24 protein-coding genes are annotated in these 21455 nt (G+C 72.3%); 15 read left to right on the plus strand and 9 right to left on the minus strand.

Annotated elements, in window-relative coordinates:
* Window positions 1-5 precede the first annotated feature (5 nt).
* The gene (locus A3CE_RS0146335; protein WP_020646954.1) at window positions 6-758 is read right to left on the minus strand and encodes a GAF and ANTAR domain-containing protein; all 753 of its coding nucleotides are present in this window, start codon (window positions 756-758) and stop codon (window positions 6-8) included.
* 105 nt (window positions 759-863) lie between these two features.
* Here A3CE_RS0146335 and A3CE_RS0146340 point away from each other — a divergent pair, with 105 nt between their 5' ends.
* The 4 genes from A3CE_RS0146340 (at window position 864) to A3CE_RS0146360 (ending at window position 3826) form a co-directional block, all read left to right on the plus strand.
* Entirely contained in the window at window positions 864-1610 is a 747-nt protein-coding gene (locus tag A3CE_RS0146340) for a GAF and ANTAR domain-containing protein (protein ID WP_020646955.1), read from the plus strand.
* Between the two features lie 9 nt (window positions 1611-1619).
* Window positions 1620-2540: a non-homologous end-joining DNA ligase gene (gene ligD, locus A3CE_RS0146345; RefSeq protein WP_020646956.1), complete on the plus strand. Its 921-nt coding sequence runs from the start codon at window positions 1620-1622 to the stop codon at window positions 2538-2540.
* Window positions 2541-2816: 276 nt separating this feature from the next.
* Window positions 2817-3236, plus strand: coding sequence for a DUF6292 family protein (locus A3CE_RS0146350; protein WP_020646957.1), 420 nt, complete (start codon window positions 2817-2819; stop codon window positions 3234-3236).
* Window positions 3237-3487: 251 nt separating this feature from the next.
* Window positions 3488-3826 (plus strand): DoxX family protein, encoded by a 339-nt coding sequence (locus A3CE_RS0146360; RefSeq protein WP_020646959.1) that lies wholly within the window; start codon window positions 3488-3490, stop codon window positions 3824-3826.
* Here the strand turns inward: A3CE_RS0146360 and A3CE_RS0146365 are convergent.
* Together A3CE_RS0146365 and A3CE_RS0146370 are read right to left on the minus strand one after the other, a co-directional pair.
* Complete coding sequence (locus A3CE_RS0146365; protein WP_026469523.1) at window positions 3787-4650, minus strand: alpha/beta fold hydrolase; 864 nt, start codon at window positions 4648-4650, stop codon at window positions 3787-3789. The genes A3CE_RS0146360 and A3CE_RS0146365 overlap by 40 nt on opposite strands.
* Window positions 4651-4748: 98 nt before the next feature.
* Entirely contained in the window at window positions 4749-5771 is a 1023-nt protein-coding gene (locus A3CE_RS0146370) for an alpha/beta hydrolase-fold protein (RefSeq protein ID WP_020646961.1), read from the minus strand.
* A 103-nt stretch (window positions 5772-5874) separates the two neighbouring features.
* Between A3CE_RS0146370 and A3CE_RS57105 the strand changes: the two genes are divergently transcribed.
* From A3CE_RS57105 to A3CE_RS0146385, 3 genes are read left to right on the plus strand one after another with little or no spacing between them, the layout of a single operon-like run.
* Window positions 5875-6801, plus strand: coding sequence for a DUF3800 domain-containing protein (locus A3CE_RS57105; protein WP_125592416.1), 927 nt, complete (start codon window positions 5875-5877; stop codon window positions 6799-6801).
* A 13-nt stretch (window positions 6802-6814) separates the two neighbouring features.
* A complete protein-coding gene (locus A3CE_RS0146380; protein ID WP_020646963.1) occupies window positions 6815-7717 on the plus strand; it encodes a bifunctional helix-turn-helix transcriptional regulator/GNAT family N-acetyltransferase in 903 nt (300 codons plus the stop codon).
* Window positions 7717-8622, plus strand: a complete 906-nt coding sequence (locus tag A3CE_RS0146385) for an NAD-dependent protein deacetylase (RefSeq protein WP_020646964.1) — start codon at window positions 7717-7719, stop codon at window positions 8620-8622. The genes A3CE_RS0146380 and A3CE_RS0146385 overlap by 1 nt, the downstream gene beginning before the upstream one ends.
* 215 nt (window positions 8623-8837) lie before the next feature.
* Here the strand turns inward: A3CE_RS0146385 and A3CE_RS0146390 are convergent, their stop codons facing one another.
* Window positions 8838-9293, minus strand: a complete 456-nt coding sequence (locus tag A3CE_RS0146390; protein WP_020646965.1) for a group II truncated hemoglobin — start codon at window positions 9291-9293, stop codon at window positions 8838-8840.
* Window positions 9294-9332: 39 nt separating this feature from the next.
* Window positions 9333-10271, minus strand: coding sequence for an NAD(P)/FAD-dependent oxidoreductase (locus A3CE_RS0146395; RefSeq protein ID WP_020646966.1), 939 nt, complete (start codon window positions 10269-10271; stop codon window positions 9333-9335).
* 78 nt (window positions 10272-10349) lie between these two features.
* On the opposite strand from A3CE_RS0146395, the gene A3CE_RS0146400 reads away from it, so the two are divergent.
* The gene (locus tag A3CE_RS0146400; RefSeq protein WP_020646967.1) at window positions 10350-10937 is read left to right on the plus strand and encodes a helix-turn-helix domain-containing protein; all 588 of its coding nucleotides are present in this window, start codon (window positions 10350-10352) and stop codon (window positions 10935-10937) included.
* On the opposite strand, the gene A3CE_RS0146405 is transcribed toward A3CE_RS0146400, so the two are convergent.
* The gene (locus tag A3CE_RS0146405; RefSeq protein WP_020646968.1) at window positions 10934-11422 is read right to left on the minus strand and encodes a GNAT family N-acetyltransferase; all 489 of its coding nucleotides are present in this window, start codon (window positions 11420-11422) and stop codon (window positions 10934-10936) included. The two genes, A3CE_RS0146400 and A3CE_RS0146405, sit on opposite strands and share 4 nt — an antisense overlap.
* An 18-nt stretch (window positions 11423-11440) precedes the next feature.
* On the opposite strand from A3CE_RS0146405, the gene A3CE_RS0146410 reads away from it, so the two are divergent.
* The 3 genes from A3CE_RS0146410 to A3CE_RS0146420 all read left to right on the plus strand — a co-directional run bounded on the left by A3CE_RS0146410 (window position 11441) and on the right by A3CE_RS0146420 (window position 15124).
* Window positions 11441-12031: a helix-turn-helix domain-containing protein gene (locus A3CE_RS0146410; RefSeq protein ID WP_020646969.1), complete on the plus strand. Its 591-nt coding sequence runs from the start codon at window positions 11441-11443 to the stop codon at window positions 12029-12031.
* Window positions 12032-12233: 202 nt separating this feature from the next.
* Window positions 12234-13421 carry an elongation factor Tu gene (tuf, locus tag A3CE_RS0146415; RefSeq protein WP_020646970.1) on the plus strand — a complete coding sequence of 396 codons (1188 nt, stop codon included), beginning with the start codon at window positions 12234-12236 and terminating at the stop codon, window positions 13419-13421.
* Window positions 13422-13630: 209 nt separating this feature from the next.
* Window positions 13631-15124 carry a rhamnogalacturonidase gene (locus A3CE_RS0146420; RefSeq protein ID WP_020646971.1) on the plus strand — a complete coding sequence of 498 codons (1494 nt, stop codon included), beginning with the start codon at window positions 13631-13633 and terminating at the stop codon, window positions 15122-15124.
* A 44-nt stretch (window positions 15125-15168) separates the two neighbouring features.
* Here the strand turns inward: A3CE_RS0146420 and A3CE_RS0146425 are convergent, their stop codons facing one another.
* On the minus strand, window positions 15169-15384 hold the full coding sequence (locus A3CE_RS0146425; protein WP_020646972.1) for a hypothetical protein: 216 nt from the start codon (window positions 15382-15384) through the stop codon (window positions 15169-15171).
* 212 nt (window positions 15385-15596) lie between these two features.
* On the opposite strand from A3CE_RS0146425, the gene A3CE_RS0146430 reads away from it, so the two are divergent.
* Genes A3CE_RS0146430 through A3CE_RS0146440 form a run of 3 tightly spaced genes read left to right on the plus strand, consistent with a single transcriptional unit; the run spans window position 15597 to window position 18153 of the window.
* The gene (locus A3CE_RS0146430; protein WP_026469524.1) at window positions 15597-16496 is read left to right on the plus strand and encodes an acetaldehyde dehydrogenase (acetylating); all 900 of its coding nucleotides are present in this window, start codon (window positions 15597-15599) and stop codon (window positions 16494-16496) included.
* Entirely contained in the window at window positions 16493-17518 is a 1026-nt protein-coding gene (gene dmpG / locus A3CE_RS0146435) for a 4-hydroxy-2-oxovalerate aldolase (protein ID WP_020646974.1), read from the plus strand. The genes A3CE_RS0146430 and dmpG overlap by 4 nt, the downstream gene beginning before the upstream one ends.
* Window positions 17519-17541: 23 nt before the next feature.
* Window positions 17542-18153 (plus strand): hypothetical protein, encoded by a 612-nt coding sequence (locus tag A3CE_RS0146440; RefSeq protein WP_020646975.1) that lies wholly within the window; start codon window positions 17542-17544, stop codon window positions 18151-18153.
* Window positions 18154-18165: 12 nt separating this feature from the next.
* Here A3CE_RS0146440 and pip read toward each other — a convergent pair whose 3' ends face one another.
* Window positions 18166-19128 carry a prolyl aminopeptidase gene (pip, locus tag A3CE_RS0146445; protein ID WP_020646976.1) on the minus strand — a complete coding sequence of 321 codons (963 nt, stop codon included), beginning with the start codon at window positions 19126-19128 and terminating at the stop codon, window positions 18166-18168.
* A 48-nt stretch (window positions 19129-19176) separates the two neighbouring features.
* A complete protein-coding gene (locus A3CE_RS0146450; RefSeq protein ID WP_026469525.1) occupies window positions 19177-20691 on the minus strand; it encodes an FAD-dependent monooxygenase in 1515 nt (504 codons plus the stop codon).
* A gap of 62 nt (window positions 20692-20753) precedes the next feature.
* Here A3CE_RS0146450 and A3CE_RS0146455 point away from each other — a divergent pair, with 62 nt between their 5' ends.
* The gene (locus tag A3CE_RS0146455; RefSeq protein WP_020646978.1) at window positions 20754-21386 is read left to right on the plus strand and encodes a TetR/AcrR family transcriptional regulator; all 633 of its coding nucleotides are present in this window, start codon (window positions 20754-20756) and stop codon (window positions 21384-21386) included.
* Window positions 21387-21455: the final 69 nt, after the last annotated feature.

Raw genomic sequence — 21455 nt, forward strand, 5'->3', positions numbered from 1 at the left:
GCGGCTCACCGGCCCGACGGCGCCGGGGCGAGGAGGCCCGCGGCGGCCTCGGCGGGGCTGCGGCCGTGGGCGCGCGCCAGCGACAGCAGGCGGTCGAAGGCGGTCTCCTCGTCGACGCCGTCCCGGCCCATGAGGAACCCTTTGGCCAGCGCGATCAGGTCGCGCTCGCGGAGGGTCTGCTTGAACTGCTCGCTGAACCGGCTCGCCCGTTCGTAGGCGCGGGTGTTGGCGACCAGGATCGCCGCGCGCCCGGCGAACGTCACCAGCGTCCGCTCGTCGATGGGCCCGAACGCGCCGGGCGTCGTCGCGTAGACCTTGATGGCGCCGTGGCAGCCGTCCTCGGTGGCCATCGGCGCGGTGAGCACCGACCGCAGCCCCGAGCCGGCGACCGCGGCGCACCACCGGGGCCAGCGGCGCTCGGCAGCGACGTCGTCGATCCGCTTCGGCGCGCACTCGGCCAGCGCGGCTATGCAGGGGCCTTCACCCAGCTGGTACTGCAGCGTGTCGGCCTCGCGCACGAGAGGACTCGACGCACTCGTCGTGGTGAGTTCGCCGCCGGGGTCGACGAGAGTCACCCCCACGCCCGCCGCGGCGGTGATCGTCGTCCCGGCGAGCGAGACGATCAGCTCCAGCACCGAACCCACGCTCTCGCGCGACAGCAGCAGCCCGGACATCCGCGCGGCGACCGCGGCCAGCTCGCCGTCCAGCGGCAATCCGCCCGGCGACCCCTGTTCCGACGACCCCTGTTCGGACGACATGGCCGCGGGTTACCAACCGGCGGCCACCGGCAAACCTGTCCGTACATGGCCGCTGCGGGAACGGGGTACCCGGCAGCTTCACGGGTGCGAGCGGGAGGAGCAGACATGGACCGGCCGGAACCCACCGTTACGGCTTCGCCGCTGTTCGACGACGTCACCGGGGCGCTGGAGGCCTTGACCGCCGTCCTCGAGGAGGAGGACGACTTCCGGATCCTGCTGCGGCACGTGTGCCTGCAGGTCCGGCACGCCGTTCCAGGGGTCGGCGAGGCTTCCGTCACGCTGGTGACCGGGGAGGTGCCGCACACGGCGTCGGCGACGAGCGGCGTGGTGAGCGACCTCGACGGTGACCAGTACCGGCTCGGCGACGGCCCTTGTCTCGAGGCGGTCCGTAGCGGCAAGATCGTCCGGACGTCGATAGCCGGCGCGGTCGAGAACTGGCCGGACTTCGCCCGCGGCGCGAAGGAGGCGGGGTTCGGGAGCTTCCTCGCCGCGCCGCTCGTGGCCGACGCGCAGTTTTCCGGTGCGGTCAACTGCTACGGCCGGCAGGACGACGGCTTCGAGGAGATCGAGGGCCGGCTGCTCGAGCTCTACACCGCCGCGTTGGAGGCCATCCTCCGCGTGTACCACCGGTACCTGCGGGCCCGGGAGACCACGGAGCACCTCCGGACGGCGTTGACCTCGCGCGCGGTCATCGACCAGGCCAAGGGCATGCTGATGGCGATCCGCCAGATCGACGCCGACGACGCGTTCGCCCTGCTCGTCGAGCAGTCGCAGCGCGAGAACACGAAGCTGCGCGAAGTCGCGGAGCGGTTCGTCGAGCGGGTGGTCTCCGGCCACGTCGTGCCGCGGTAGCGTGGGCTCGTGGCGGGGAGCCGGATCACGGTGCGGGTCGGTGCGCGGCAGCTGACGCTGTCGAACCTCGAGAAGGTGCTCTACCCGCGGCACGGGTTCACCAAGGGCGAGGTGCTCGACTACTACACGCGGATCGCGCCGGTGCTGCTGCCGCACATCCGCGACCGGGCGATGACGTTCGTGCGGTTCCCCGACGGCGTCGCCGGTGGCTCGTTCTTCGAGAAGGACGTCTCCCGGCACGCCCCGGACTGGGTCCGCACCGCGCGCCTGGCCGTCGGCGGCCGGGGCAAGGACACCGAGATCGTCGCGTACCCGTTGATCAACGACCTGCCCGAGCTCGTGTGGGCGGCCAACCTCGCCGCCCTCGAACTGCACGTCCACCAGTGGACCGTCGGCCCCGGCGACGAGCGGAGCACCCCGGACCGGCTGGTGTTCGACCTCGACCCGGGCCCCGGCGCGACGGTGGTCGACTGCTGCCGGGTCGCCGAACGGCTTTACGACGTCCTCGTCGCCGATGGGCTCACCCCGGTGGCGAAGACGAGCGGCTCGAAGGGCATGCAGCTGTACGCGGGCGTGGTGACGGCCGACGGCGGTGAGCCGTCGCGGTACGCGAAGGCCCTGGCCGAGCGGCTCGCCGCGGAGACGCCGGACCTCGTCGTGGCGCGGATGACGAAGAACCTGCGGCCGGGCAAGGTGTTCATCGACTGGAGCCAGAACAACCCGTTCAAGACCACGGTGGCGCCGTACTCGCTTCGCGGGCGCGACGAGCCGACGGTGTCGGCTCCGGTCACGTGGGACGAGGTCCGCGCCTGCCGGCACGTCACGCACCTGCGGTTCACCGCCGAGGACGTGCTGGAGCGCGTCGAGCGGCTCGGAGATCTCTTCGCCGGGTTGGAGCGGTCCCGCGTGGCGATTCCGGCAATCGGCTGAACTTTCCGGACCCGCCATTTCGCCGTGCGCCCGGACGGTTTTCGCGGAAATTGCGGAAAACCGGTGTCACCAGCGGATTTGATCGTCCACAGTAGATCGATGCACGTGCAGACGCCGTGGGTCACTGCACGATCTCCGCGCGGGTAGATCCTCGTTGTGGGCCCGCGCCGGTGATCTCGGTACGGTCTACGCACGAATCATGGCGGCCGTCTCGTGGTGGAAGACAATGCTATCGCGGCCGTCACCGATATTGTCGAACGTGGCGAAAGGAAACGGGTGTCCGGCCTGATCGACACCGATCTCGAGTTCTGGTTCCAGCGCGGCCTGCGCGCGTATCTGGGCGAGGTGGCCAGGGCGCTCGGCCTCGGCCTCGAGTCCTGCACCGTGGACGTGGACGTCCCGGTGTCGGCCTACCTGGCGGTGGACTGGCGGCTGCGCCGGTTCCCCGACCGCGACGTGGCGTTGCTGTGGGACGAGGTGCACGGCTGGGCGGTCGCGGTCGAGGCGGCGTGCGGCGAGGAGATGATCGTGCTGGCCTACCTCGGCGGGGAGGACATCCTGCCGGAGCCGCGCGTCATCGTGCGGTTCCTGGGCACGCTGCGGGCCGGTGCCCGGGTGCCGGACGGGCCGGGTTCGCCCGTGCTGCGCCGCGCCGGCCGCCACCAGGAGCTGCTGCCGCTGCTGCCGGCCCGGTGACCGCGCTCGCGAACCCGGAATTGCCGGTGGGGCGTGCTTGGGCCGTGCCATGACGCCTTCGGTGCTGAACGCTCCGCCCGGCCGCATCCACCGGGCGGACGTCGCCGTCATGGAACGGACTGCCGCCGGGAACACTGCCGCCGGCCCGTGACCGGCGTCACCTCCAGGGCTGTCACATCGGCCGGGACCGCGGAGTCGTGGAGGTGACGGACCCCGGCCCCGGGCGTCCGCGAACCCCACGAGGAGTTCCGATGTCCACCGCCTCCCTGATCGTCACTCTCGCCGCCGCGGCCTTCGTCGGGTTCTCGGCCGTTTCGGTGTTCGCCCACGCGAAGTGGGTCGTCGAGCCGATCACCGAGTACGGCGTGCCGCGGTCGTGGTGGCCGTGGCTCGGCACGGCCAAGGCCGCCGGTGCCGCCGGCCTCGTCGCCGGGTTGTTCGTGCCGCCGATCGGGGTCGCCGCGGCGATCGGGCTGGTGCTGTACTTCACCGGCGCCGTCGTCACGGTGGCCCGGGCGCGGTCGTACGGGCACCTGGTGTTCCCGGTGCTCTACCTGGCGCCGGTGGTCGCTTCGCTCGTCCTGCTGTGACCGGCGAGCCAGGTGAGGGCGCCGGCGGCGTGGCTCAGCACGGACAGGTGCCCGTCGCCGGGGGTCGGCCGGTACTCGGCGTCCGGGCACCGCCGGGCGAGCCACGCGCTGTGCGTGGCGGGGATCATCCGGTCCTGCTCGCCGTGCACCAGCAGGACGGGCGCGGTGATCCGCCCGGGGTCGGCACCCCACGGCACGACGTGGGCGAGGTCGTCGTCGATCAGGCCGCCGAGCCCGTCCGCGAGCGCCGCGCGGACGACTCCGTCGAGCCACGACCACGACCCCTTCAACGTGGCGAGGTCGGCGGCGGTGAAGACGTCGGGATCGAACTCCGCGGCTGCTTCGTGCTTCTCTTTCGCCGCACGGCCTTCGGTGGCCGCGCGCAGCGAAGCGGCGGTCGCGGCGGCCATGCCGCCGAACCAGTCGAGCCCCTCGGCGCCGAACGGCGCGACCGCCGCGAGGCAGGCGACGGCGACGGCCCGCTCCGGCAGCAGGGCGGCGCAGGCGAGGGCGTGCGAACAGCCGCCGGAGTGCCCCATGAGGGCGAACTCGCCGATGCCGAGCGCGTCGGCGACCGCGCGCACGCACTCGGCGGCGTTCGCGACGGTCCGCCCCGGCACCGGCGTGGAGTTCCGGTAGCCCGGCCGGTCGTAGGACACCCAGCGCACACCGAGCTCCCGGGCGAGTGGCAGCAACGGCCCGGGCGGCTCGCCGGTGTTCGGCGAGCCGTGGTGCCAGAAGACGGTGAGCCGGGCCGGCCCACCGGTGTCGTAGACGTGCAGGGTGCGCCCGCCGGGCAGGGCCAGATCGGTCTCGGTCACCATCCGGCCGAGCCTAGCGAAGCGCCGCCGGCGCCGTGAACGACTCGTTCACCTCGCCCGACGTCAGGAACGAGTCGTTCATGACGTCGGACCCGGCGTGCTCAGCGGGCCAGCCGCTCCGCGAGCCAGGCCAGCGAAAGCGGGTAGCGGTAGTCGATCCCGCCGTGGCCGGCGTCGAACAGCTCGAACTGGATCCGGTCCTCCGGCAGGCCCGCCCGCACCGCTTCCGCCCGGAAGGCCTCGGCGCCGAGGTCGAGGAACCATTCGTCGCTGGTGCCCGCGTCGATCCACACCGCGCGCAGCGACCGGACGGCTTCGGCGTGGCCCGCCACCATCCGGACCGGGTCCCAGTCCAGCCAGCGCTGCCATTGTTCCGGCCGCAACGCACCGGTCAGCGGGTCGAACGGCAGCTCCGGCGTCCCGTCCTCCCGTGCCGAGAAGCACGCCGAGACGCCGAAGAGCATCAGCAGCGTCGAGTCCTCGGGCCGGGTGAAGGCCGGACGGCTCCGGAAGTCCGCCCACCACGCCTGGATGTCCTGGCCGTAGTCGCGCAGCGCGCGGGTGGCCTTGCCGAAGTCGGGGACGTAGCACAGCTCGTACAGCGCGTCTCCGGCGTGCGTCGCCAGCGCGCCGAACAGGTCCGGCCGCAGCATCGGCGTGATCATCGCGCCGAACCCGCCCGACGACTTCCCGGCGATCGCGCGGGATTCGCGGTCCGGCAGCGTCCGGTAGTGCTCGTCGACCCACGGCACGATCTCGTCGCACAGGTAGGAGTGGTAGCGGCCGGTGCCCGGCGAATCGACGAACTGCGAGCCGCCGTACGCGGTCCACGCGTCGACGTAGACCACGACACAACCCGGCGCGCCACCGGCGAAGACGGCGTCGGCCGTCTCCACGAACGGCTGCCGGAACGGCATGCGGTTGGCCCACATCGTCAGGTGCCCGGTGTAGCCCTGGATGACGTACACCGCCGGGTACCGCTCGTCGCCGTCGTCGTAGCCGGGTGGGACGTACACCCAGAGCGGCCGCTCGTGCGGGTCGCCGAGCGGATTGCCGCGCAGCAGCGCGGAGTTCACGGTGTGCCGGTCGAGCCGGCCGGCGAGTTCGCCGTCCCAGGGCAGCATCCGGCCAGTCAACCACGACCCGCCGAGGGCGGGCCGCGTCGACGGCCGCGTCCCGGCCCGTAATCCGCTCGCCGTCGCCTTCCCGGTCTGGCACGATCGGGGCGTGCGCCCGGTCGAGATCGCCTGCGACGAGTCGGGCTCGGAGGGCGAGAACCTGCTCGGCGGCGAAACGGACGTCTTCGCCCACGCCGGCGTGCGGATACCGCTGCCCGCGGCGGCCGCCTGCGTGCGCGAGATCCGTGAGCGCATCGGGTCGCCCGCGGAGGAGTACAAGGCCAACCACCTGCTCCGCGCCAAGCACCGCGCGGTCCTCGAATGGCTGCTCGACCCCGGCGGCCCGCTCGCCGGCCGCGGCCACGTGCACCTGACCGACAAGACGTTCTTCGCGGTACGGGCCGCCGTCACGCTGCTGGCCGAAGACGGCACGGAGGCGTCGGCCCGCACCCTCCACCGAGCGGGTCCGGCCGCCTTCGGCGCCGCCCGCTGGGAGTTCTTCCTGACCGCGTTCACCAGCGTGCTGCGGCTGAACCCCCGGCGCGGCGTGACGACGTCGCCGCGGGAGTTCTTCGCGCTGGCCGGCGAACTCGCCCGGGTTCACGGCGAAGCCGGTGAGATCGTCGGCCGGTTCCGCGGTGGCGAAGAGCGCGTGGCCGCCTACCGGGCCCGGCTGGCGAGCGATCCGGGCCTGGTGCCCGTGCTGGATCCGCTGGTGCCGGCGGTGATCCACACGGTCCGGCACTGGAGCGCGGACGGCACTCCGGTCGCCCTGGTGCACGACGAGCAGCTCGCCCTCACGGCCGAGCGCGTGCTCCAGCTCAAGGCGACCCTCGGCCACCGCCTGGCGGGCGTGCGTTTCGTCGACTCCCGGTCCGACGCCCGCGTGCAGCTCGCCGACTTCCTCGCCGGCGTGGCCCGCCGGATCGCCTCCGACGAGCTGAACAGCCGCGGCGACGCCCGCCTGACCGCCCTGCTGGAGTCCTTTGTGGACGCGGAGTCGGTCTGGGGTGGCTCCCGTCCGGCCATTCTCTGACTATAGTCAGAGAATGGACCAGGGCCTGGTGAAGGACCTCCGGCGGTTCAACCGGACCGTCACCCAGCGGATCGGCGCGCTCGACGACGCTTTCCTCGCCCGCGCCCGCCCGCTGGGGCAGGCCCGGGTGCTGTGGGAGATCGGCGAGGCGGGCCGGGACGTCCGCGAACTGCGGGCCCGGCTCGGCCTCGACTCCGGGTACCTGAGCCGGCTGCTGCGCGGGCTGGAGCAGGACGGCCTGGTGCGCGTCGAGCCCAGCGACGGCGACGGCCGCGTCCGGACCGCGCGGCTGACCGAAGCCGGGCTGGCCGAACGCGCCACCCTCGACCGGCTCTCCGACGACGCGGCCGGCGCGATCCTCGCCCCGCTGTCCGGCGGGCAGCGCACCCGGCTCGTCGCCGCGATGGCCGAGGTCGAGCGGCTCCTGACGGCTTCGGCGGTCCAGGTCACCCCGCGTCCGCCCGGCCACCCGGACGCCCGGTTCTGCCTGCGGGCCTACTTCGCCGAGCTGGCCGGGCGGTTCGACGAGGGCTTCGACCCGCGGCTCAGCATTTCCGCGGCCGACGCCGAGATGACCCCGCCCGCCGGGGTTCTGCTGGTGGCCGAGCTGCACGGCGAACCGGTGGGCTGCGGCGCGCTGAAGTTCCGCGGCGCCGCGCCGGCCGAGGTCAAACGGATGTGGGTGGCGCCGGCGGCACGCGGCCTGGGGCTCGGGCGGCGGCTGCTGGGCGAACTGGAGGCGTACGCCCTCGGGCGAGGCGTCCGGACGCTGCGGCTGGAGACGAACCGCGTGCTCGCCGAAGCGATCGGGCTGTACCGCGCGGCGGGGTACCGGGAGGTCGCGCCGTTCAACGACGAGCACTACGCCGATCACTGGTTCGAGAAGATCCTTCCCGGCCCCCGTACGCTGGCCTAGTGCGCACCCGGCCCACTCTCTCCTGGACGTCGGCGGACGCGCCGCTGCCGCGGACGTCCAGCCTCGACGAGCTGACCGGTGTCGTCGCGCGCGGCCGGGTCGCCGTGCTCAGCGGCGCCGGGCTGTCCACCGAGTCCGGGATCCCCGACTACCGCGGCGAAGCCGGCAGCCTGCGCCGGCACACGCCGATGACCTACGACGAGTTCGTCACCAGCGCCGCGGGACGGCAGCGGTACTGGGCGCGCAGCCACCTCGGCTGGCGCACCATCGCCCGCGCCGGCCCCAACGACGGCCACCACGCGGTGACCGCCCTGCGCGACGGGGGTTTCGTCGGCGGCGTCATCACGCAGAACGTCGACGGCCTGCACCGGGCGGCGGGCACCGCGGACGCGGTCGAGCTGCACGGCAGCCTCGACCGCGTGATCTGCCTGGACTGCCGCCGCACCAGCCCGCGCGCGGACCTGGAACGGCGGCTGCGGGCGGCGAACCCCGGCTTCGAGGGCACGGCGAGCCGGATCAACCCGGACGGTGACGTCGAGCTGCCCGAGGACGTCGTGCTCGGGTTCCGGCCGGTGCCGTGCGAGGCGTGCGAAGGCGTGCTCAAGCCGGACGTCGTGTTCTTCGGCGAGAACGTGCCGCGGCCCCGCGTCGAGCAGTGCTACCGGCTGGTCGACGACGCGGCCGCATTGCTGGTGCTGGGCTCGTCCCTGACGGTGATGTCCGGGCTGCGGTTCGTCCGGCACGCCGCGAACGCGGGCAAGCCGGTGGCGATCGTCAACCACGGCGAGACCCGCGGCGACCGCTACGCGTCGCTGCGGGTCGACCTGCCGCTGGGGCGAGCGCTGACCGAGCTGGCCGCCCGGCTGGGCTGCGGGCTCAGCGAGGATCGCGGCCGAACCGCGTGAGCGCCGCGGCCCCGCCCGCCGCGGCGCTCACGCGGTTCGGCCGCTGTGACAACCGGGGCTTGGCCCCGGGCCGGGGGCTCCGCCACCCGGACCCCCGAAAGAATTCTGATGGACGAGCCGGTCCGGGCGAGTGGGGGGAACCCGTCCGGACCGGCTCTGGCGACGGACCTCCACAGCCGGTCGTCGCCTGCAAGACGCGGCGGCCGCCCGGAGCGTTACACCGCCTGTAACCCATCCCACGACCAGCGGGGCATGGCCAGCCCTGCGGGGACGCCGTCGGCCGTACCCGGGTAGGTGAGCACCTCGGCCACCGCCCACTCCATGTAGGCCCGCAGCGCGGCGCGGAACTCGGGATCGGCGGGCAGGCCGGCGTCGTCCGCGGCCTGGACGAAGCAGGCAACGAACCGGCGGCCGAGGTCGCTGATGTCGCCGTTGCCGGCGTGCATCCTGAGCATCGCAGAGTGGTCGCCGCACTCGCGGGAGAACCGCGGCGGCCCGCCCATGACCTCCGCCCAGTACCAGCCGAGCCGGTCGACGTGCTGCGGGTGCTGGTCCGGGTGGGAGAACGGGTGGTTCAGCTCCGGGTCGGCCAGGCAGCGCTCGTGGTGGGCGGCGGCCAGCGCGCGGAACGCGGGGTCGCCGCCGGCGAATTCGTACAGCGTCGGACGCATCCGGCGAGCGTCGCACGCGGGGCCACCGGACGCCAGGGGTCAGCGTGCCCCGGCGGCCGCGCGTTCCGCCGTGGGGGAGAAGCCGGCGAAGCCGTCGACCGCCCGCTGGACGTCTTCGGTGACGAGGTCGTGGTTGAGTGCGCCCGCGGCGGCCGCGCCCTGGGCCGCGGCGATGATCACGGTCGCCCGCGCGTCGACGACGTTCCCGGCCGCCCACACGCCCGGTACACCGGTCTTCCCGGACAGGTCGACGTCGCCTTCGACATAGCCGAGCCCGCGCAGCAGCTCGTCGTGAGGCACGGTCCGGGTGCGCAGGAACAGCGCCGTCCGCGGCACGAACCGGGCCCCGAGTTCGACGCCGGTGAGGTGGCCGCCTTCGCGCCGCACGGCGGTGACGACGCCGTCGACGACGCGGATTCCGCGCGCGTCGAGCCGTTCACGGTCCTCTTCGGACAGTGGTTCGGTGTGCGCGAAGTAGACGATGTCCGGTGACCACTGGCGGACCAGCAGCGCGTGCTCGACGCTCACGGGTTCGGTGCCGAGCACGCCGAGCGGCTGGTCACGGACCTCGTAGCCGTGGCAGTAGGGGCAGGTCATCGCGTCGGTGCCCCAGCTCTCCCGCAGGCCGGGGAGGTCCGGCAGGTCGTCGTGGACGCCGGTGGCGACCAGGACACGCCGGGCGGTCAGCTCGCGGCCGCTCGCCAGGCGGGCGGCGAACCCCGGTTCGAGCCGGGTCACGTGGTCTTCGACGAGCTCCACGCCGTAGCCGCGGAGTTCTTCGCGGCCGATTTCGAGCAGTTCGGACGGCGGCAGGCCGTCGCGGGAGAGGAAGCCGTGCATGTGCGGCGCGGGGGCGTTGCGCGGCGCGCGGGCGTCGACGACCAGGACGCGTCGCCGAGCCCGGCCCAGCATCAGGGCGGCGCTGAGCCCGGCCGCGCCGCCACCCACCACCAGGACGTCATAGCTGTTTTCGGTCATGCCGCCACGATGGACCGGGCTTGGCGATTCCGACAACAAATGTTGCCGTTTCCGGGACGAGCGGGTTTCCTGGAGGACATGACGGACGCGATCACCCAGGCCCTGGCCGAGGTCGGCCCCCGGCTCAAGCGGGTCCGCACGCAGCGGCGGGTCACACTGGCCGACCTGTCCGAGGCGACGGGCATTTCGAAGAGCACGCTGTCGCGGCTGGAGTCCGGGCAGCGGAAGCCGAGCCTGGAGCTGCTGCTGCCGATCGCCCAGGCCCACCAGGTGCCCCTGGACGAGCTGGTCGGCGCCCCGGAGGTCGGCGACCCCCGGGTCCGCCTGACCGCCCGCCGCATCCCCCGCCACAACGGCGCGGCGATGACGGTGCTGCCGCTGACCCGCCAGCCGGGCGCGCCCCAGGCGTTCAAGATGATCCTGGAACCGGAGACGGGCGAACCCGACCCGCAGGTCCACGAGGGCTACGAGTGGCTGTACGTCCTGTCGGGCCGGTTGCGCCTGGTCCTGGCCGACCGGGACATGACGCTGGGCCCGGGAGAGGCGGCGGAGTTCGACACCCGCCTCCCGCACTGGTTCGGCGCGGTCGACGGCCGGCCCGCGGAGATCCTCAGCCTGTTCGGCAAACAGGGGGAGCGGCTGCACCTGCGGGCGAAGTCCCGTTAGCCCAGTTCGCGTTGCATCAGCAGGGTGTCGAGCCGGCGGTCGTGCTTGAAGCCGACGCGGCGCAGCACACCGGCGTCGGTGAAGCCGGCCGCTCGGTGCAGGTTTCGGGATGCCGGGCTGCCGGAGTCGACGATGACCGCGATCGCCTGCCGCGCCCCGGCGTCCCCGCACCGCTTCACCAGCTCGTCGAGGAGGCGCCGCCCGTGGCCGCGGCCGGTGGCGGTGGGCGCGAGGTAGATCGTCGTCTCCACCGAGTACCGGTACGCCGGCTTCGGCCGCCACGGTGCTGCGAGCGCGTAGCCGAGGATCTCGCCTTCGTCCGCGAGGACGAGGAACGGCCACGCGCTCTCGCGGATCTTCGCGCGCCACTGGTCCGCGGTCGGCGGTGTGGTCTCGAAGGTGACGACGGAATCGGTCACGTACGGCGCGAAGACGGCGGCAATGCCTTCGCCGTCGGCCTCCGTCGCTTCCGCTATAGTGGACATGGCAGCTATTATAGAGGAATGATCGATCCGGTGTCGCTCGGCCGCCACCTGCACGACCTGCGCACCGGCCGCGGGCTCGCGTTGAGCGCGCTGGCCAAGGACGCCGGCGTCAGCGTCAGCATGCTGTCGGCCATCGAGCGAGGCGAGAAAACGCCCACGGTCGTGGTGCTGTCCCGGATCGCCGACGGCCTCGGGCTGTCCCTCTCGCGGCTGCTGGCCGACCTCGAGACCGACCGCGTCATCGTCCGCCGCGCCGCCGATCAGGACCACGTCGCCGAACCGGGCGGCTGGCACCGCACGGTGCTGACCCCGGTGGTCCCCGGCGTCAACTTCGAATGGATCCGCACGACCCTGCCGCCGGGCTGCGACGCGGGCACGTTTCCCGCGTACGCCCCGGGTTCCCACGAGTTCGTCGCGGTCGAGTCGGGCACGCTGTGCCTGGGCGTCGGAGAGACGGAATACGTCCTGGCGGCGGGCGATTCCCTCTACTTCCCCGCCGACGTCGAGCATTCCTACGCGAACCGCACCGAAGACCCGTGCGCGTACCACGTCGCGGCGTTGATCATGCGGCCGCGCGAAAACCGGATGACACCGGCGCGGGAGCCGTGACATCCTTCCCGTCATGTTCCCCGTGACCGATAGCGCGACGCTCGCAGGACTGTCCCTGCCGAGCGCCCTGTCGGCACGGCTGACCGGCGCTCGAAGCTGACCCTTCCCCGATTTCCCCCGCCCTGGGCGCGAAACCGCCGGGGGAGGGTCGACGCGCTCCGCCCGGTTTCGCGCATTCTGTTCTCCAGCGCAGGGAAAACTCATGACCAAGCAGCAGTACGTGCGGACCAAGCCGCACCTGAACATCGGCACGATGGGGCACGTCGACCACGGCAAGACCACCCTCACCGCCGCGATCACCAAGGTCCTGGCCGAGCAGGGCGGGACCAACCGCTACGTCGCCTTCGACCGCATCGACCGCGCGCCGGAGGAGATCGAGCGCGGCATCACCATCAACATCGCGCACGTCGAGTACGAGACGCCGACCCGGCACTACGCGCACGTCGACATGCCGGGGCACGCCGACTACGTCAAGAACATGATCACCGGCGCGGCCCAGCTGGACGGCGCGGTGCTCGTGGTTTCGGCACAGGACGGCGCGATGCCGCAGACCCGTGAGCACGTCGTGCTGGCGCGCCGGATCGGCGTCGAGCACCTCGTCGTCGCGCTCAACAAGGCCGACCTCGCCGACGACGAGGACCTGCTCGACCTGGTCGAGCTCGAGGTCCGCGAGCTGTTGACGCGCTACGGGTTCGACGGTGACGCCGTGCCCGTGGTCCGGGTCTCCGGCCTGCGTGCCCTCGAGGGCGACCCGCTGTGGACGCAACGGGTCCTGGACCTGCTCGCGGCCGTCGACGAGCACGTGCCGATCCCGCCGCGGCGGCTCGACCTGCCGTTCCTGATGCCGATCGAGAACGTCCTCACCATCACCGGCCGCGGCACCGTCGTGACCGGCGCGGTGGAGCAGGGCACCCTCGCCGTCGGCGACGCGGTCGAGGTGATCGGGCTCGGCCCGGCGGTGACCAGTGTGGCCACCGGGCTCGAGACGTTCGGCAAGCCGATGGAGCGCGCCGAGGCGGGCGACAACGCCGCGGTGCTGCTGCGCGGGGTGAAGCGCGGCGAGGTCCGGCGCGGCCAGGTCGTCTGCCTGCCGGGCAGCGTCCGGCCGCACACGCGGTTCCGCGCGGACGTCCACGTGCTGTCGGCCGCCGAGGGCGGCAGGCGGACGCCGTTCGCGGCGAACTACCGGCCGCAGTTCCACTTCCGCACCAGTGACGTCGTCGGGGTGGTCGCCCTCGCCGAAGGCGTCACGGTCGTCCGGCCGGGTGAGGCGGCTTCGCTGACGGTGGAGCTGGGGCAGCCGGTCGCGATGAGCCCGGGCCTCGGGTTCGCCATGCGCGAAGGCCGGCTGACGGTCGCCGCGGGCACCGTCCGGGAAGTGCTGGACTGAAGATCGGGCTCGTCCCCGCCTGCGGGCGGGGACGAGCTTGACTCATCCGATCATTTGCTCTTAGCTGAAGACGCATTCCCGATCCGCCGTCGGAAGCACCCCGAGGTGCTTTTGCCGTTGCGAGGTAGGGAGCTGGAGTGGGAAGAGCGTTGAGCCGCCGCCGTGTCGTGGCCTGGGGAGCAGCGGGTGCTGCCGGTTCGGTACTGCCATTGGTCGGATCTCAGGCGGCCGAAGCTGAAGAACTGTCGAGCGCACCGGGCCGTTTCTTCGACGTCACGAAGTTCGGCGCGAAAGGCGACGGGCACACCATCGACACCGCCGCGATCAACCGCGCGATCGACGCGGCCGCCACCCGCGGCGGGACCGTTTACTTCCCGGCCGGGACGTACGCGAGCTATTCGATCCACCTCAAGAGCAACATCGCGCTGTACCTCGCGGCGAACGCGACGATTCTCGGCGCCGCCCCGGCCGGTGGCCAGGGCTACGACCCCGCCGAACCGGGCGCGGGCAACCCGTACCAGGACTTCGGGCACAGCCACTGGCACAACAGCCTGATCTGGGGCGAGAACCTGGAAAACGTCACCATCGAGGGACCGGGCAAGATCGACGGCAAGGGCCTGGTCGCCGGCGGCAGCGCGGAATCCGCGCCGCTCAACGGGAACAAGGCGATCGCGCTCAAGCTGTGCCGCAACGTCGCGATCCGCGACATCACCATCGTCAACGGCGGCCACTTCGGCATCCTCCCCACCGGCGTCGACAACTTCCGCATCGACGGCGTCGTGATCGACACCAACCGCGACGGCATCAACATCGACTGCTGCAAGAACGTCCGGATCGCCAACACGACGGTGAACTCGCCCAACGACGACGCCATCGTGCTCAAGAGCACGTACGCGCTGAACCAGGTGCGCGACACCGAAAACGTCACCATCGACAACTGTTTCGTCAGCGGCTACGACCTCGGCACGCTCGTCGGCGGGACCTTCAAGACGGCGGCGTCGTACGGCCGCACCGGCCGCGTCAAGTTCGGCACCGAATCCAACGGCGGTTTCCGCAACATCGCGATCTCCAACGTGGTCTTCGAGCACTGCCGCGGCCTGGCGCTGGAGACGGTCGACGGCGGCTGGCTCGAGGACGTCACGATCAGCAACCTGACGATGCGCAACGTCCAGATGCCGCTGTTCCTGCGGCTGGGCGCGCGGATGCGGGGGCCGGCGGGGATCCCGGTCGGGTTCCTGCGCCGGGTGAGCATCAGCGACGTCACGACGATCGACGCGGACCCGCGCTACCCGTCGTGTCTCGCCGGGATCCCGGACCACCCGATCGAGGACGTGAAGCTCAGCAACATCCGCCACCACCTGGCCGGCGGGCTCACCCCGGGCGACGCCGTGCAGAACCCGCCGGAGCTGGAAACCGCGTACCCGGAGCCGTCGATGTTCGGCACGCTCCCGGCGTACGGCTTCTTCGTGCGCCACGCGCGCGGGATCAGCTGGGACAACGTGGCCGTGCGGTTCGGCAAGCCGGACACGCGCCCGGCGTTCGTCCTGCGGGACGTGGCCGACGCGGACGTCCACCACTGCCGCGCGGACAAGGTGGCGGAGACGCCGGCCTTCGTGCTCGACGGCGTGGACGACTTCCGGGTCAGCGACGGCCGCCCGGTGGCGGAGGCTCGGGTGGAACACGCGGACCACCAGGAGCTGTAAGGGAATTCCGGTCGGGCCCCGGCGCCGCGGTGGGGCCCGGCCGGTCAGCGGCCGCGCAGTTTCGGCCGGGCCAGACCGACCGCCGAGACGGCGATCAGGCCGGCCGCCGCCACCGCCGCGATCACCGTCAGGACGGGTGCCCGGCCTTCCGTGCCGATCAGGGTGAGGATGCTCGAGACGAGCAGGATCGCCCCCACGCCAAGGTAGAGCCAGCACAGCGAAGCCGTCGTCGGGATGAAGTGCCAACGCCGTTCGGCCATCGCAACCTCCTCGATCGGGTGTATTCCGGAATTTCCCCGATCGGAAGTCGATCAAACCGGCGGAATCCGCCATGACCCCGCCCGGCGATCAAGCTGTCGCGACCCTGCCGGCCGGCGCCCTCCGGCGCCGGTCGCCGGGTGCCGGACCGCGCGTTCCGGTGAACGGAACGCCTGACTGTCGTGAGCCGTGGCCGTGGTGCGACGGTCGGGACATGGCTCCCGTGATGGCGGCGATCGTCGGCCCCGGCAACATCGGCACCGATTTGCTGGCGAAGCTGCGACGCAGTGAAGTACTCGAAGTCGGTTACGTGGTCGGCGTGGTCGAGTCCGACGGTCTCGAACGCGCCCGCGCCCAGGGCATCCCGGCCTCCGCGGAAGGCGTCGACTGGCTGCTGCGCCAGGATCCCCTGCCGGAGCTGGTGTTCGAAGCGACGTCGGCGAAGGCGCACGCCGCGAACGCGCCGCGGTACGAGGAGGCGGGCATCCAGGCGATCGACCTGACCCCGGCGCACCTCGGCCCGATGGTGTGCCCGCCGGTGAACCTCGGCGCGCACCTCGAAGCCCCGAACGTCTCGATGATCACCTGCGGCGGGCAGGCCACGATCCCCATGGTGCACGCCGTTTCCCGGGTCACGCCGGTGCCGTACGCGGAGATCGTCGCGTCGGTCGCTTCGCGCGGCGCGGGTCCGGGGACGCGGGCGAACATCGACGAGTTCACGCGCACGACGTCACAGGCGGTGGCCGAGATCGGCGGGGCAGGGCGCGGCAAGGCGATCATCATCCTCAACCCGGTCGAACCGCCGATGATCATGCGGGACACGGTGTTCTGCGCGATCGGGATCGACGCCGACCGCGAAGCCGTTACCGCGTCGATCCACGAAATGGTCGCCGAGGTGCAGCAGTACGTCCCCGGCTACTCCCTGCGCGCGGATCCGCAGTTCGACGACGCGCGCGAGGACTGGGACGGGAACGCACGGGTCGGGATCTTCCTCGAGGTCCGCGGCAACGGCGACTACCTGCCCGAGTACGCCGGCAACCTGGACATCATGACCGCCGCGGCCGCCCGGGTCGGCGAGCTGATGGCGCGCGCGAAGCAGGAGGTGCCGGCGTGAGCCGTCCGGAACTGAAGCACGACGTCCGGATCGTCGACACGACGCTGCGCGACGGCAGTCACGCGATGGCGCACCGCTTCACCGAGCAGCAGGTGCGCGACACGGTGCGCGCCCTCGACCGGGCCGGCGTCGAGGTGATCGAGGTGACCCACGGCGACGGCCTCGGCGGCTCGTCGTTCACCTACGGCTTTTCCGCCGTCGACGAACTGAAACTGATCGCGGCGGCACGCGAAGAGGCGAAGCAGGCGAAGATCGCCGTGCTGCTCGTGCCCGGCATCGGGACGGCCGAGGACCTCCAGCGAGCTTTCGACGCGGGCGCCGAGATGGTGCGGGTGGCGACGCACTGCACCGAGGCGGACGTGTCGCCGCAGCACTTCGGGCTGGCGCGGGAGCTCGGGATGGAGACCGCCGGATTCCTCATGATGGCGCACCGGACGCCGCCGGAAGACCTGGCGAAGCAGGCCCGGATCATGGTGGACGCGGGCTGCCAGGCGGCGTACGTGACGGACTCGGCCGGCGCGCTGCTGATGCACGAGGCTCGTGCCCGCTTCGAAGCGCTGGTCGCCGAGGTGGGCGACACGGCGTGGGTCGGCTACCACGGGCACCAGAATCTTTCGCTCGGCGTCGCGAACTCGGTGCTGGCGTACGAAGCCGGCGTCCGCTACATCGACGGTTCGCTGTGCGCGCTCGGCGCGGGCGCGGGCAACTCCCCGACGGAGGTCCTCGCGGCGGTGTTCGACCGCCTGGGGATCGGCACCGGCCTCGACGTCGCCGGCCTGCTCGACGCGGCCGAAGAGGTGGTCCGCCCGTACCTGCACCGGTGGCCGAAGCTGGACCGCAACGCGATCGTTCAGGGCTGGGCCGGGGTCTACTCGAGCTTCCTGCTGCACGCGGAGCGGGCGGCGGACCGCTACGGCGTCCCGGCGCAGGCGATCCTGCGCCGCTGCGGCGAGCTCGCCCTGGTCGGCGGCCAGGAGGACATGATCATCGACGTCGCCGTGCAACTGGCGGCCGAGGGGTAGACGTTCGGGCTAAGTTGGGCGGTATGGGGAGATTCCGGCAGGCGCTCGTGGTGGTACTGGTGACGGCTTGTCTTGCCGCCTGCTCGGCACCGGGGGCGCCCACCGCGCCGTTCACCGTGCTGCTCACCGCGGAGAAACCGGGCACGACCACGAAACCGCCGTCGCGCACACCGCCGCCGTTCACACCGCCGGCCTCGCCCGCGAAGGTCGCCGCCGCGTGCCCGTTCCTCGGTACCGCGGAGCTGCAACAGCTCTTGGGGACGAGCGAAGACCTCATCGCGACCGAGCTGCCGCCCGGGGGCGAGTTCGTTCCCGGCACCGAGTTCCACTGCCGTTACGAGGGGAAGTACGTGCACCCCTGGCTGCTCGAACTGTGGATCACCGCCCCGGCCGGCTCCTCCCGGCCCGCCGAGTCCCTGGAGAACTACAAAAAGGACTGCGGCGGCCCGGTGACGGCGGTGCCCGGCGCCGGCGAGGGGGCGTACTTCTGCGATCGGGTCGGCCCCGCCGTCGCGGAGATGGTCATCACCGGTAAGCGGAGCCAGGGCGAGAACCGGCTCGCGATCGCCTACGTGGTCAAGCACCGCGACGAGGTCTACGCCGGGTTGGCGAAGCTGCTGGCCGAGCGGCTCTAGGTCCGGTCCGCGCTAACGGGCGAACCGGTCCAGGGCGGCGAGCTTCCAGGCGCGTTTGACGTCGCCGGCGCCGTGCCCGGACCGGTCGTCGACGAGCAGTTCGGCGCCCGGCCACGCTTCGGCCAGCTCCCACGCGGTCGTCACCGGGCAGCTGAGGTCGAGCCGGCCGTGGATCAGCACGCCGGGGATGCCGGACAGGCGCCCGGCGTCACGGATCACCGCGCCCTCCTCGAGCCAGCCGGCGTGCGCGTAGTAGTGCGTGGTGAGCCGGACGAACGCCAGCAGCGCGTCGTCCGGTGGTCCACTGTCGAGTCCACTGTGGAGTCCGGCGTGGCGCCCGGCCGGTGCGCCCGGTTCCAGGGAGAGGACCGTTTCCTCCCAGGCGTTCCACGCGACGGCGGCACTGTCTCGCCGGTCCGGGTCGGCCATCAGCCGGGCGTAGGCGGCGACGACGTCGTCGTCCCCGGCGCCGTCGCGGAAGCGTTGCCACGCCTCGGGGAAAAAGCGGCCGACGCCGCGGTACAGCCAGTCGATCTCCGACCGGCGCGTCGTGCTGATCGCGCTGACCACGATCTCCGTCACCCGGTGCGGGAAGCGCTCGGCGTACACGAGCGCGAGCGTCGTGCCCCACGAGCCGCCCGTCACCAGCCAGCGCTCGATGCCGAGGTGCTCCCGCAGCCGTTCGAGATCGGCGACGAGGTGGTTCGTGGTGTTGTGCCGCAGAGACGTCGCGGGGTCGGCCGCGTGCGGACGGCTCCGGCCGCAGCCGCGCTGGTCCAGCAGCACGACGCGGTACCGGGCCGGGTCGAACGTCCGCCGCATGCCCGGCGTGCAGCCCTGGCCGGGGCCGCCGTGCAGCACCACCGCCGGCTTGCCGTCCGGGTTGCCGCAGGTCTCCCAGTACACGTGGTGCCCGTCGCCGACGTCGAGCAGCCCGTGGTCGTAGGGCTCGATCGGCGGGTGGAGTTCGATCACCGGCCCATTCTGCCGGGGCGCGCCGGGGAAGCCGACGCGCCCACCGCGTCAGGCGGGTTCGCCGAACCACCGCCGAAGCGCCGCTTCGAGGCCGGCCGTCGATCCGTCCTCGCGAGCCCAGGCGATGTGCCCGTCCGGGCGGATCAGCACGCCCGTCAACGCCGGTTCGCTGTCGCACTTCGCGGTCAGCACCCCGACCCGTCCGGCCCAGCCGCTCGCCGTCGCGCGCAGTGCGGTGTCCTCGGCGAGGTCCAGCAAGAGTGCCTTGCCGTCCTGGAGGTGCTCGCCGAGGCGGGTGCCGTCGGCGAACGCGAAGTCGGGCGCGGCGCGGCCGGTGAGGTCGTGCTCGCCTTCGATCGGGTACCGGTGCAGGACGCCCGAGAGCTTCTTCGCCAGGTACGTCGCGCCGTCGTCGGTGAGCAGCAGGTCCGTGACGACCTGGCGCAGCGCCTTGGTCCGCACGTCGCTGCGCATCAGCGCGACCTGCGCCCGGGTCCACTCCAAGACCCACTCGCCGATCGGGTGCCGCTCGGTCGTGTAGGTGTCGAGGAGGCCGTCGGGCGCCCAGCCCCGGATGGTCGCGGCGAGCTTCCAGCCCAGGTTGACCGCGTCGCCGATGCCGAGGTTGAGGCCCTGCCCGCCGAAGGGCGAGTGGACGTGCGCCGCGTCGCCGGCCAGGAGCACGCGGCCCAGGCGGTAGGTGGTCGCCTGGCGCGCGTTGTCCGTGAAGCGCGTCGCGCTGTGGACCTTCGTCACCCTGATGTCCGCACCGGACACCCGCCGGAAGCTGGCTTCGAGCTCGTCGGCGGTGATCGGGGCGTCGCGGTCGGCGGGGGGCCCGTCGAACTCGACGGTGAGCATCCGGCCGGGGGTCGGCCCGTGGACGTAGAGCCCGCCGGTGCCGTGCTGCCAGCCGGCGGGCAGCACCTCGGCACCGGTCAGCTCCGCCAGCGCCTGCCGCCCGGTGACGGCGGGATCGGTGCCGGGGAACTCGAACCCGGCCCGCTTGCGGACGAAGCTGCGGCCGCCGTCGGCGCCGACGAGCCAGCCGGCGCGCACGGGTTCGCCTTCGGAGAGGTGCGCGGTCACGCCGTCGGCGTCGGCGTCGAACCCGATGAGCTCGACGCCCCGCCGGATTTCCACGCCCAGTTCGGCGGCGCGTCCGGCCAGGATGGCCTCGACGGCCTGCTGCTGGATCACGACCACCCGGCCGGCGGGCCCGACGTCCCGGAAGGCGGGATCGCCGAAGTCGACGCCGGTCGAGGTGACCATGATCCCGGCGAAGTGCCCCACCGGGACAGCTTTCGGCCCGCCCCCGCCCCGTGACTCGAGGAACTTCTGGATCTGTTCGAAGTTCCGCCGCACGACCTCGTCCATCGCGGGCAGCAGACCCCGGCGGTAGAAGGCTTCGGCCGTCGTCAGGTTGACCGACCCGGCCTTGATCGTCTGGTCCGGCTCGGGCAGCCGTTCGACGACGAGCACGTCCACGCCCGCCAGCCGCAGTTCACAGGCCAGCATCAAGCCGACCGGTCCGCCCCCGGAGATCACCACATCCCTGTTCATGCTCTGAGGATGCCGCAAAACTTTTACCGAGTCAAACTTTGTGTCCGGTCTATACTCGGCGCATGGCGGACCCCGGACTGCGCGAGCGCAAGAAGCAGGCGACGCGGCTGCTGATCTCGAACGTGGCCACCGGCCTGTTCATCCAGCGCGGCTTCGACGAGGTGACGGTCGCCGAGGTCGCCGAAGCCGCCGGCGTCTCGAAGATGACGGTGTTCAACTACTTCCCCCGCAAGGAAGACCTGTTCCTCGACCGGCACGCCGATCGCTTGGCGGAGCTGACGGCCGTGGTCCGGTCCCGCCCCCCGGGCCTGTCGGCTTGTGCCGCGTTGCGGCGTCACCAGCACGAGCTGCTGGCTTCCGGGCACCCTCTCTCCGGCGCGATCGCCGGCGGGCCGGGATTCTGGTGGGTGCTGACGTCGAGTCCGGCGCTGATGGCGCGCTGGTACGAGCAGGAACGCGAGATCGCGGACGCGTTCACCGAGGTGTTCACGGAGGAAACCGGCGACGCGTTCCGCTCCCGCATGGCGGCCGGCCTGCTGACGACGGCCATCGCCACGATCTTCGCCTACGCGATGAGCAGGGTACTCGCGGGCGACGACGTCGAGACGGTCCGGCGGGAGCAGGCCGGCTTCATCGACCAGGCCTTCGACCTGGCCGAGCACGGGGTGGGCGGCTTTCCGGGCAGCCCGGGCTGACCTGGCCGCCCGACGGCCGCGGCTCGCGCCGCAGCCGGTCGCGGGAGTGTGCGGCGACCGGTGAAGCCG

The organism is Amycolatopsis balhimycina FH 1894, from assembly GCF_000384295.1.
GTDB lineage: Bacteria > Actinomycetota > Actinomycetes > Mycobacteriales > Pseudonocardiaceae > Amycolatopsis > Amycolatopsis balhimycina.